This is a genomic window from Lachnoanaerobaculum sp. MSX33 (assembly GCF_000512995.1).
GTDB lineage: Bacteria > Bacillota > Clostridia > Lachnospirales > Lachnospiraceae > Lachnoanaerobaculum.
This window is the reverse complement of sequence record NZ_AZXX01000042.1, coordinates 1-13,003: the sequence shown is the minus strand read 5'-3', so window position 1 is coordinate 13,003 and position 13,003 is coordinate 1. Positions and strand designations below refer to the sequence as shown.

The 13,003-nt window shown below is 31.4% G+C and carries 8 protein-coding genes and 1 pseudogene; all 9 read right to left on the bottom strand.

All coding sequences use genetic code 11. The features are described 5' to 3' along the window. Nucleotides 1-4,938, bottom strand: a 4,938-nt coding sequence (locus HMPREF1495_RS13535) for a DUF6531 domain-containing protein (protein ID WP_084544486.1), incomplete at its 3' end; no start/stop codon positions are given. Nucleotides 4,939-5,081: 143 nt separating this feature from the next. Continuing rightward, nucleotides 5,082-5,633: a hypothetical protein gene (locus HMPREF1495_RS03880; protein WP_034212230.1), complete on the bottom strand. Its 552-nt coding sequence runs from the start codon at nt 5,631-5,633 to the stop codon at nt 5,082-5,084. 3 nt (nt 5,634-5,636) lie between these two features. Then, nucleotides 5,637-6,212 carry a hypothetical protein gene (locus tag HMPREF1495_RS03875; RefSeq protein ID WP_034212228.1) on the bottom strand — a complete coding sequence of 192 codons (576 nt, stop codon included), beginning with the start codon at nt 6,210-6,212 and terminating at the stop codon, nt 5,637-5,639. 50 nt (nt 6,213-6,262) lie between these two features. Next, nucleotides 6,263-7,762, bottom strand: a complete 1,500-nt coding sequence (locus tag HMPREF1495_RS03870; RefSeq protein ID WP_034212225.1) for a leucine-rich repeat domain-containing protein — start codon at nt 7,760-7,762, stop codon at nt 6,263-6,265. Further along, complete coding sequence (locus tag HMPREF1495_RS13430) at nt 7,749-9,275, bottom strand: PAAR-like protein (protein WP_051402802.1); 1,527 nt, start codon at nt 9,273-9,275, stop codon at nt 7,749-7,751. Before HMPREF1495_RS13430 ends, HMPREF1495_RS03870 begins: the two co-directional genes overlap by 14 nt. Before the next feature lie 21 nt (nt 9,276-9,296). Further along, on the bottom strand, nt 9,297-10,538 hold the full coding sequence (locus HMPREF1495_RS03860; protein ID WP_034212224.1) for a hypothetical protein: 1,242 nt from the start codon (nt 10,536-10,538) through the stop codon (nt 9,297-9,299). A gap of 85 nt (nt 10,539-10,623) precedes the next feature. Next, on the bottom strand, nt 10,624-11,967 hold the full coding sequence (locus HMPREF1495_RS03855) for a hypothetical protein (RefSeq protein ID WP_034212222.1): 1,344 nt from the start codon (nt 11,965-11,967) through the stop codon (nt 10,624-10,626). Next, complete coding sequence (locus tag HMPREF1495_RS03850; protein ID WP_034212220.1) at nt 11,968-12,447, bottom strand: hypothetical protein; 480 nt, start codon at nt 12,445-12,447, stop codon at nt 11,968-11,970. 82 nt (nt 12,448-12,529) lie between these two features. Then, nucleotides 12,530-13,003: pseudogene (locus HMPREF1495_RS13855) on the bottom strand (FHA domain-containing protein); the annotation flags it as partial.

The following is a 13,003-nucleotide window of genomic DNA, read 5'->3' as shown; positions in this document are numbered from 1 at the left end:
CATCTCCAAAGTATTTACAGGTCTTACAGAAACATGATTTGGTTTATCTATAACTGCCGTTAATACTCCTGTTGCATTTATTGCCTCCATAGTTGTAATAGTATACTCCGATACTGCTGGAACGTTCAACTCATAAGACAATCCTGTATGTAAATCTATGGGTCTAGGAGTTAAATTAGTTGCATTTCCATTTCCACGTCTATATATAACTGTTTCATTAGGTCTTTTTGTTTTTACTTGTTCTAACGCAATTATCCTAGCCTCTTCTTTCTCCTTTGCCTTACTATTTATATATGTACCAACTGCTACTCCTCCGGATGCAACTAATGTTATACCTAGTATACCTAATGCAACTAAATCCATTGGTCCAGGTGCAGGACTATCAGCTAAAGCAGCTGCTCCTGCCATTTCAGTTCCTGTTTTCAGTATATCAAATACTTGTGAATAGTTACTAGCCATTTCCGGTGTTTTTCCGTCCCTATCCACTAACCCCATAGGATTTCCCCAGCAGTACCCATACTGATTAAGGCTAAAAGGCTTTTCTATATTTCCCTTTATCCAGTCCTCTCCTCCAAATCTACCCACACTTGGCATATACTCTCTTGCCTGTGCAAAGTAGGTATCAGCTACCTTATCATGCCTATATCCTGTATAGCCAAATGGTTGTATCTTACCCTGAGTTTTATAGGTATCCACTCCAAACTCATCATAGCCATATACCATTTGCTTAGTTTCTTCTGTTTCTCCAAGCTTAATTAGCCTTATAGGACTTCCAATCTCGTCCTCAAGATAGGCATAGGTTTTATCTTCCTCTTCCATAAATGCAGTGTTATAATCCCATATAAAGCTTTGGCTATGCTCTATATTCCTAAACTTCTCATTTCTTTGCAGTAGGTTATGGTATGGTTTGGTTATATCAAGTAAATACTCTTCTTTACTTACTATATCAAGTTCTTGTAGGATGTCTTTAGAAATATCTTTTAACTCATCTTTATCTACTCTATATTCTATATTTCCTATTCTATTTCCTAATCCGTCATAGATATAATTCTTTGCTTGTCCTGAAAAATTGTAACTTAAGCCAAGCCTATCTGAAGTATCATACTCATAACCTCTTATAAGTTCTCCTCCACTTAAGACAGACTTTAAGTTCCCTCTTTTATCATAACTATATTTTCTATTAGGATATACTCCCTTTTCTTCTACAAGCTGGTCAAGTGCATTATAAATGTATTGTATATTACTGTCTTTGCTTTCAAAGGTTAATCTGTTTCCAAATGCATCATAACTGTAACTATGAAGTTTTCTACTATCCTTTTTTACAGATATAAGCCTGTTCAGCTTATCATATTCATAATTAAATGTTCCTGTATCTTCCCATAGCTTTTCCTCTATTTTTTCAGGATTTTCTACATCTATATCTACCTGTACACTTCTTTTCCTTGAAATGCTACTCTTATTTCCTGCTAGGTCATATAAATAGCTGTACTTTTCAAGTTTTCTTTCTTTTTGTAGATGTGTAAGACTTTCTAAAAGTCCACTTTCATTATAAGTATAAATGCTACTTATATTATCAGACATATCCTTTCTTATAAGTCTGCCATATTCATCGTAACTATAACTTATCTCTTCGCTATTACTTACAAGTTTAATAAGATTAAACTCATCATCATATGAATACTTTACTTTCTTTCCGTCAGGATATTCAAGCTCAAGCCTTTCTCCAAAAGTACCAAGCTTATATTTTGTTTCTCTACCTTTATAGTCAATAACCTTTTTTGCTCTTCCCAGTTTATCAAGCTCTATATTGATTTCTCCAAGCACATCTTTTATCTTGATAAGTTGCCTTAAACTATTATAGGTGTACTCCACTTTTCTCTCATCAGCATAAAGGATACTTTCTATATCTCCAAGCTCTGTATAAGTGTACTTAGTTTCATAGCCCTCTCTATCTGTTTTTGATATAACTTTGCCGGTTAAATCGTAGGAGAAATGTTCTTCCTCTCCAATAGCATTTTTTATACACTCAACCTCTCCCATAAGATTTCTATAATATCTCATTATTCTTGGAGCATTTAGTTTCTTTTCTTCTAAATCTTTTGCATTAGGAACTTTTGCATAAAGATTTTCCTTTTCTATCTCCCTTTCAAGAGCCTCAAGCTCAAAGCCGTCTCCCTTATGCCTGTACACTGTTATAAGTCTACCCATAACATCATAGGCATATTCTGTCCTATTTCCCATAGCATCAAGTACGGAAGTAAGGTTACCGCTTAATGAATAAGCATATTTGGTTGTATTTCCAAGTGTATCTGTTTCTTCTATCAAATTTCCTACACTATCATATACAAAACTTTGTTTCTGAGAAAAGCTATTTTTAACTTCCACTATACGATTTAGCTTATCATATACAAACTCAATATAATCGCCTTTATCATTTTCCCTTTTGATAAGGTTTAGATTTTCATCGTAGCTAAATATTTCATATCTTTTATCTGTATAAAATGCCTTGTGTACTAATCCACCCTTATGATACTTATATCTTACTTTGTCCTTTCCATTTACTTTTACTAAAGTAACCTTTCCAAGCTCATTATACTCATACTCTTTTTTAATACCGTCTATTCCGATGTCTTCTATCAGTTTTCCTAGTTCATCATACTTAAGTTTCCTAACATTTCCCATATCATCGGTAATACTTAAGGTATTTTTAGTATAGGTATAAGTTGTAACTGCCCCTAAAGCATCCTCATAACTTAGTAGTCTACCTCTTTCATCATAGTTAAATTTAGTCTTATTTCCTAAAGGGTCTGTTTCTGAAGTTCTGTTTCCGTTTAGGTCATATTCATAATGGTAAATGCCTCCATTTTGAAATTCCTGCTTTTCTATGTTATTATACTCATCATAGGTGTATTTTATACTTCCTCCATCAGGAAATATTTCCTTAACTACGTTTTGCATAAGGTCGTATTCAAGGTTAAATACTCCTCCGTCAGGCAGGGTAAATGACTTTATCTTATTCATTTCATTATAATCAAACTTCGTAACTGCTCCATTAAAGTTCTTAAACTCAGTTAATTTTCTGTTTTCAGAATAGCTATATTCACAGCTATTTCCTAAGGCATCTACCACCTTTGTTATCAAGTCCTTATCATTATAAGTAAATGCAGTTTTATTTCCTTTACCGTCAGTGCTTAAAGTTACTCGGTTTAATTTATCATACTCATAGTGTGTAACTTTTCCGGTTTCCTCTTTTATACTTGAAATATTACCTCTTTCATCTAAGCTTATTAGACTTTCAGAGCCGTCAGGTAAGGTTATATTTATCTTCTCATTATCTTCATACTTAAACTTTGTAGAGATTCCAAGTGCATTTTTACTTTCTATTATCCTGCCCTTATCATCATAAGTATTTTCTACTACTTTAATATCATCTATAAAATAGGCTGTTACTCTATTCTCATCATACTCCACTCTTTCTGTCTGACCGTCAGGATGTACAGTTTTTATCCTATTTCCTGCTTTATCATAGGAATACTCTGTTTTATTCCCCATTTTGTCAGTGTATGAGGTTAAAAGATTTCTGTCATCGTAAGTAAATGTCTCTACTGCCTCTCCACGCTCTGTACTTATATTTCTAAAGTTTTCATCATGCGTATATGCTTCCACCTTTTCATTTTGATTTCTTACTAAGGTACGGCTTTGCTCTTCATAATACTCGTACTTTATAATACCTCCGTCGGCAAACTTTTGCACTACTACTCTATCATTTCCGTCATAGGCATTATCAAGGACATAAACACCTCTCGGGTTTCGTATCTTTGTTAAGAGTTCATTTTCATAATAATATGTATATCCCAAACCACTCTCATCATAGGCACTACCAAGTTGCTTTCCGGTATAGCTGTACTTAATCTTTCTTCCTGTATGATCTTTTACCAAAGAAAGCCTAGAGGAGTGGTCATATTCAAACTCAAAACTACTGCCAAGTCCATTTGATACTTTTTTTAGTTTTCCTTCATTATCATAGTAAAAGTTAAGTCCTATATCCTCTTTATTTTTTATAGTTTCAAGTCTGCCTTCTTTATTAAAAGTATAGATAGCACCCTCTTTAGACTTATACCTAAAGCCCTCCTCATATCTTTCAAGGCAGTTAAAGTCATCAAATATGGATATTATATTTTCATCATCATCTATAAAATAAGTCTCATCCTGTCCATCTGATAAATGTATTATACAAGAGTCCTTTTCCATAGATAATGAAATCTCATAGCTATGCCTCCAACCTTTTCCCATTACTCCTACTTCATCTGCTTTACTGTTATAAAAGCGTGTGAATGAAAGAGGCACTACACCACCAATACTTAAATCTTCTTTTGTATATATAAAGTTACCTGTATTAGCATTTACAGGATCTCCTGTCATTGCACATATCGCAGCTCTTGCTCCTTTTAAGAAATCTTCAAGGCTGTTCTCTTTCATAAGCTTAATTAACAGATGATTCCATGAAACAAAAGCAGGACCTGATTTTTCGAGCATTTCCGATATAATCTTATACATCTCTTCTTTTATCTCATTTTCACTAAGTTTACCTAAACTTTCCTTAGCTCTACTTCTAACACGGTTTAATACATTAGTATAAGATACCTCATATCCTAAGCCGTCAGCTTCCTTAGTTATATCTACACTTCCACAAACAGAGATAGCACCAAGAAGTTTTAACATAAGCTTATCCTTTTCACTTGGAACTCCTGCTGTTACATTTATACTTCCAAGCAGTTTTGGAAGTATCTTATTAAATATTTTAGATTCATCCTTAAATGGTTGTTTTAAGTCTTCCCATGTCTTTGACTTTTTCCCACTAAATATAACTTCATCGGCAGCGATATTTATATCACTGTTAAGTCTTATAGAACTTCCCTTTATAATCCTCTTTTTCATTAAGATTACTCCTCTCTGCTTTATTATATCAAATGTCTTTAGGCGTTTTCCTTTGTGCTGACCACATACTCGTGTGCATCATAGTAAGTGAATGTCATATTATTTTGATGTTCACTTAACTTTTATACTTACTCAAAAGCTTATTAGTTTGTGCTTACTTTTATCTGCCCCAACTCTCCCATATATGCTCCTGAAAGTATCTTAAAATCCTTACTCTTTTTGATTTTCATAAAAGTTTCTGTTTTGACTATCCTTTCCATAACCTTATTCCAATAACCAGTGGCTATATAGTTATAACCCTCTAATACAAATCTTATAGTTTCTTCTAACTTCTGCTCCTCTAAGTATATATTGCTTTTAAGCTCTTTTATTATATCTTCCACTTCCTCATCTATCTTTTCAGGCTTCCAATAACTAATCACCAGTGGCTTATCTATATATAAGTTCCCACTTGCTGCATAAAGCATATATTTATAAGTTTTTGTATACAGGCTTGAGCTTAAGCTAAAGAGTATAAGGCTTGATAACTCTATATCTTCATTTTCCCTTTGTATCTCATATACTTTAGATAAAAGCTCTATACTTTTTTCTAAAAGACTTTCATCAAAGTATCCTTTTGAAGAATGTATCTTATCAGTAATCCATTTATACTTAAATTTTTTTAAGTATTTTTCTAAAAAAGCTTTCTCTTCCATAAGTTACCTACCCCTATATTCAATACTTCCAAATATATCCATAACTGCCCTTTTCCATTGATAAATATCATTTTCTCTACAATTAAAAGTTACTTGAAGTACTTTTTCATTAACCTCTCCCATAGCTATTAAGTGATATAACCTTTCATCTACCCCCATTAAGGTAAAATCAAAGTATCTCATTTCTATAAAACCCTCTTTACTTAAATAATTTAAGTTCCCAAGCTTTATTCCCTTATGAGATTTTCTAAGAAGATTCATAAAATCTACTGCCATTACTTCTACATCAATTTTTTCTACATTTGTAAGAAGACTAAAGCTTAAATCTATATCTCCTAAAAGATTGGTTTTTATTATATCAGGTCTAAAATTAGTAGGATATTTTATCTCCTTAACCTCATCAGGCATATTTATAAATGAATCAGGAACATATGCTGATATTAAGCCCTCAAAATACTTTTCCTTAGAAAAGGTTTCAAGCCTGCCTGATATATAGTATCCCTCCTCTAGGGATTGTTGAGATTCATCGGTGTTACTTACCTTTATTGGTATTATTTTTTCATCAATATAATTGTTCATAAGTACCCCTTACTAATCTTAATTAAATACTTGTTATCTAAAAAATAAATTCAATAAAATACTAAATCTATTTTTGGTCTATAATCAGGATAATAATATTTCCCCTTTAAACTCTTAGGAAGTTCTATTCTCTTTAATGAAAGACATTGTGCAATAGCCCATAAATCCATATCCTCCACTTTTTCCGGTATTTTTAAAGTTTCAACACCACAAGCAAAAAAGGCATATTCTGATATTGTTTTAATATTTTTTGGTAATTTGATTTCCTTCAAATTACTGCATAAATCAAACGTATGTCCTTTTACAGTTGTTAATTTACCATCTTCTTCAAACTCAACTTTTTCTAAATTATGACATTTAGTAAATGTATATCTTCCTATATGCTCTACACTCTTAGGTATATATACCTCTTTTATACTCTCTGCATTATTAAATGCACTTCCTGCTATTAATCTTGTTCCAGCTTTTATCTCTATTTTCTCAGCACTTTTACCTGTATATTCAAGTAAAATATTTTCTTTGTACTTACAGCCATATTCATCCTCTTTTATACTATCTAAATACTTAGTTCCATAAAAACTCCCTCCTTTAATATCTATAATACTAGAGGGTAAATTAATTTCTACTAAATTATAACAATCTTTAAATGCTCCATAAGATATTTCTTCCAATCCGGCTGGTAATACTACTCTTTTTAGCCCTGAATTTAGGAAAGCATATTCTCCTAAATATTTAACACCTTGTGGTATAATTACTGACTCCAAAGTTCTACAACCTTCAAATGTACTATCTTCTATTTCTATAAGTCCAAGTGGTAAATCAACATTTTTTATTCTTATATTATTAATAAATGCCTTTGCTGCAATAGCTTTCGTAGAATCTTTTATCTTGACATATTCTTTAGTATCATTTGCTTTTAAGAGTAAGTTCCCTAGATAAATGCAACCATACTCATCTGGTTTAAGACTATTTATAAATTCTGTCCCCTCAAATATATTTTCACCAACCTTACTTACACTATCTGACATCTTAACTTCTCTCAAATTAGTACAGTTTTCAAATGCAAACTCGCCAATACTTTCAAGACTGTCTGGCAGAATTATTTTTTTTAAATTTTTACACTCGGCAAAACTTGAACTTCCTATTTCATTTAAGGTATTAGGCAGTTCTATATATTTTAGTGTTTCACAGTTATAGAATGACATATCCCCTATACTTTCTAAATTTGAAGATAATTTAATTTCTTGCAATTTTTTACATTCAAAGAATGCATAATTATCTACACTATTAACTGTTTCTGGCAGATTAACCGATTGCAAATTATCATAACCCGAAAAAGCAAATTCTCCAATAGTAACTACTCCATAAGGAATATCAAAGTCTACAATATCAGATTTCTTTTTAAAAATACCATCTTTTATTCCAATAAATGTATTATCCCTTACAACTATCTTATATTCTAAGTTTGTAATAATTAAATATAAAACTATCAAACTACAAATCAATAATATTAGAATCACATATTTCGTTAATATTTTATTTTTTACCATTACTATTCACCTTATCATCCAAGTACTTTTCTATCTTATTGAATATTTTTTCTATATTATCCCTTATTTGTTCATCAATACTTTTATTACTATTAGGATTTGGTTTAATCTTGCTAATCATTCCAAACTCTCCTATCCAATACTTTTCTCCATATATATCCATAACTTTGTTCTCATAATCTGAAATCTTTTCAATTTTAAAATCATCTATATTATAACCTCCAACAATTTCTTCTGTACCTGGATTTACATCAAACAATGTAATTTTTATAAATGAATACTGATTTTTATCTAGTTCAAATCGCAATCTTTCTAAAAAAAGTTTAGGTAAAGTTGCTAAAAATAATGATATTACCGATAGTGCTAAGCTACTTGGTCCTGCCAATTTTCCTATAATAGCTGATAAATCAGCTATTATTTTCTCATTAATTCCAAGTCCAAGTGACAATGCACTTAAAGCATTAGAAACATCTCCCCATATATTTTTTTTATTAGCTATCCTATTACCAATAAACAAATTAAATGCATTATCGTATTCTGGAGATAAATACATGATTACAGTGGGTATTCCCTTTTTTCCTGCTTTTTGCCTTTTAAACCTTTCATATGCATATAAATATGGTTCCTTTTTTTTCATAGTATCATTAAAAAACCAAACTCCAGCTGAATACCCAGATTTATCTTTTTCATAAGAATAGGTATTTACAACTTCCATATCCTGATTTCCTACTAGACAATATGATATTCCATTTACACCAGGGCAATCAAGCTCAATATAATAGTCATGATCTGGTGAAAGAATAAATTCTACCCAAGTATTAAATGATTTTATTTTTCCTGCAATTTTGGCTTTCTTAGTAAAGTTTCGTCTTTTTATTTCATATGCACCCATATATTTAAGTTTTTTGCCATCCTTCGCATATAGAAAAAGACTTCCTGAACTTCCATTGACTTCACTATCCTTACAGTCTATTCCAAAATTATACAAACCATAGTTACTTACACTTATATGTCCTAAAAAATCCTGACCTTTCTCTTTATTACTCCAACTACCTTCCACATCTTCTACTATTTCAATAACTTCTCCTAGATTTGTTTCGCCAAAACTTGGTGAAGTCTGACCTGATGTGATAATACTAACACTCCCTCCATTATAGCAAGTTGCGGTATCACCTACTTCAACAGCATACCCTAGTCTTCCTATTTCTGTATCATCTATTATATAATTCTCTAATTTTACTGTCCAAGGAGTAAGTGAGGGATCACACAGCTTACCAGTTACTCTGCATTTCCCAAAGCCAGATATATTTATCCTATCTTTATCTTGACTATCTATTAAAGGACGACTATCTGCTGTATATACCCCATGATCTTGAGGTAGTTGTAGTATACAAGTATCTGTTCCTTGATCACATTTAATATTTGCACCTCTCACTACACACTCTTCGCCACCTCTTCCTAGCATATGCTGGTGTTTATACATTTTTTGAATATCTTCATTGTTCCCTGCCATTTTCTTACCTCCTGAATCTATTTACTTGCTGACAAATACCATCTCATCTCTGCTTTTAAGCCTTATATTCCTCGCTTTTAAGCTTATCTTCTTTTCTGCATTTATACTTAAATCCCTAGCTCCAATCATACTTATATGCTTATCTCCGGCTGTAAGTATATCTTCTTTTTGGAAAGTTATATTTGCTTCTGATAAGCTAAGTTTGCTTTCCTTACTTACTTCAAGTAAGCTTATATCCTTGTCATCACTCCTACTATCTCTGCATCTTACAGCATACATTTCTCCCTTGTTAGCTCCATATACATAAAGTTCTACTTTACTTCCTACCTCCGGCATTGCATATAATCCATTTCCTGTTTCAGGATACCAGTCAAAGGGATATAGAGCTTTTCCTTCATCTGCGTCAAGACTTATATATATTTTTTCATTTTCACATTTTTTAGCTTTTCCTATAAGACTTAAGCCTATAATCTCTTCATTTTCAAATGGCTCTACCTTTTTTGATAGGTACTTTCTATCTGTTGCAAGGTAATAAAATATAAGCTCTCCCTTATTAAATTCTGCCCTTTTTTCATATACTGTTAAATTCTTTCCGCTATCCTTTAGCTCATCACCTATTTTATAGCTTATATATGACTTAAAAGCATATATAATTCCGTCATTGTCATTATGTTTTTCAAGCTGTATACTTTCAAGTATTATATCTTCCTTACTTATATTCTCACCTTCTCTAAGTCCAACCCATATATTAGGACTCTTTGTAACTGTATCAGGATAGATAAAGGTGTTTAGGCTTCCTGCCATTCTTTTTATAAATTCCCATGCAGTTTCTTTATAACAGAGTATTGGCTTTTCTACTTTTATATCTTTTATATTTGCAATGATATTTCCTGCATATTTTCTTGAACTGTATTTGATAAGTTCCTCATAGCTTTCATTTATATCCTGAAAAAGCTCGGTTTTCTTTTCTCTATCAAGCTTTTTACTATATGAATAAGAGGTAAGCTCAAAGTGATGTATGTTTGCTACTGAATTTATCTTTATGTCTTCAGCTACTCCTCTAAAAATACTATCCTCTTTATATTTTATACTTATATCTGTCCCCTCTTCATTCAGATAAACAAGTCCTCTTATACCATTTGTCTTTAGTATTCCATACATTTTACATTTGATATGCTCATTAGGTCTTACTTCTACTACAAAACTTTCTATCTGAAATATCGGAAGTTCAGTTTCAATACTTAATTCTTGTGTTATTAACATACATTTCTCCTATCAATAGCTTTTATATATTCTAAAGGCTTTTTTTAATAAACTATTTTAGAATATAATGTTAAGTTTCCTAAAATTAACTTATATTGACTCCATTTCCACTTACTCTTATCCCGTCCTTTAGAATAATCTGCGTATCTTCTTGTAATAGCATAATCCTTTTATCTGCTATTAAGGATATATTAGAGTCCTCACTGCTTATTTCAATAGTATCCTTAGCTCTTATACTTATATTACCTTTACTTACTATCTTAATACCTTCATCATCAGAAATTTCTATATAATCTCCCCTATTATTGGTTATAGATATACTATCAGGAGTTAGCCTAATCTCTTTTCCATACTTATTTCTCCAAATCTTATTCTCAGGATTATTTCTTATACCACTGCCTTCATCTTCATGAACTGCACTGCACACATAAGCATCAGCCTCTTTTTCAGTAGGAAAATAAAGTCTTACTTTATCCCCTTTTTCAGGCATACAATACCACCCTGCTCCGTTAGAAGAAGAATACACTGTTGAAAAACTAAACCAAATACCTTCTAAATCTTTGGTACTTTCATCTTCATCTATACTGACCATAACCTGTTCTGTTCCTACTTTTGTTACTTTGGCACTAAGCGAAACTCCTATAAGCTTAGAGTTATATTTATCTATTTCTTTTAATATATAAGCTATATCCTGAACTAAATAATAGGTATGGTAAAGTTCATTTCCTAAAGTTTGTGATATAACTTTTGAAACTGTGTATACCTTTTCATTAAATTTAAGCCTATCTCCTAACTTATATATCTCCCTTGAACCTACTTCATACATTATATAATCTCTATTTATAACTAATCTAAAATCATTAGAGGTAAAGGGCTTAACATCTCTTTCAGGTAGTCCAAAGTAATATTTAACTCCCTGTGTATGATAATCAGGTATAATTACCGTCTTTTTGGAGGCTGCCAGTCTTTTAATAAACTCCCAATCATTTTCTCTATACTGCATTGTAAAACCTAAAGCTTTATTAATATCTCCTATTATATAATGAGAGTTTTCATACTCTTTTTTGCATATATCAAGTATACTGTTAATCTCCTCATTTCTTCCAAAACTTCTTGTATGTTTCTTATCTTCCATTAAGTAAGTTCCTGTAACAAGTTCAAGCTCCATAATAGAACTCCCACTTTCTTTTCCAAACTTTATGCTTTTAAGTAAACCAAAGAATATCGTTTTTTCTTTTTCATTCTCATCGACAGCCGTAACTTTTACCCAATGAGTTCTTTTTGCAATATCTATATATTCACTTTCCTTTTTATCTTTTATAATAGCCTTAATTACAGCCTTTCCCTGTTTACTTAACTCATTTTCTGCCCTGTAACTTACAATACTTATAACATCAAAAGTATCTATTTTTATTATATTTTCCCTCATCTATTCTTCCTCCACCTCTATAAATTCTATGCCTTTTACATTTCTTCTTATTAGACTTTCAGCAAAATCAAGGCTTATAATAAACCCTATATCATCACCTTTATTCTCGATTCTTAAATCTTTATTTATACTCTTCTTGTAAGACTCTCCTGTATATAGTAAATAGTAGGTCAAGACTTTCCTACTTTCTGTTTCAATTAGTGCAACTCTTTTTGAAAATATCTCTATATTATAAAGATGAAGTAATTTCATAAACTTCTCTGAAACAAGAGGATATACACCAGTCATCAAATCAGAAAATACAGCTGTATCTGACTTATCTACCTTAAGTATGCTTCCCTCTCTAATATTATAAAAGTTTTCATTATAAAATTTTTTATCCCTTGGCATATCAGGTGAAATATGTACTCTTATACCTCTTGCATTAGACTTTTCTTCTCTTATATAAAAATATGGTAGTCCCTGTGAATTTAAGCCCATAGATTAACTCCCTCCATTAAGCTTTCTTATATAGATTATTTCAATGAATTTATACAGCCAAATTTAATTACTGCTATTCTAATTACCACTTATGATAATCTGCAAAGCACATATACATAAACTTACTTTTTCCTATATCTATAATATCTCCACTCTCTAGCTTTGCTGATTCATATACTGTATTACCATTTAACCTTATAAATCCTTTACATTCTCCTCCAAGTAAGGTTCCTGTTAAATTTCTCATATCAAAGGCTATCACTGTATCTCTTATATCCCTGATTTCCTCATCTCCAAGCACCTGTATACTCATAGTGTCATCTTTTCCTATATAGTTTTTTTCTTCTATAATGTTATAACTTTGACCTTTTCTTGCTCCCTCTATACATACAATCCATGCACATATAGGAAATTCCTCCTCTACTGAAAGTTTCTTATCAAGTCTTTTCTTTATATACTTTTCTTCTTCTGTTGGCATTTCCCCTTTTAAAAATTTATATTTTCTCTCCTGTAATTCTTCTTTGTCTTTTTCTTCCTTTGGTGTTAGAATATAATT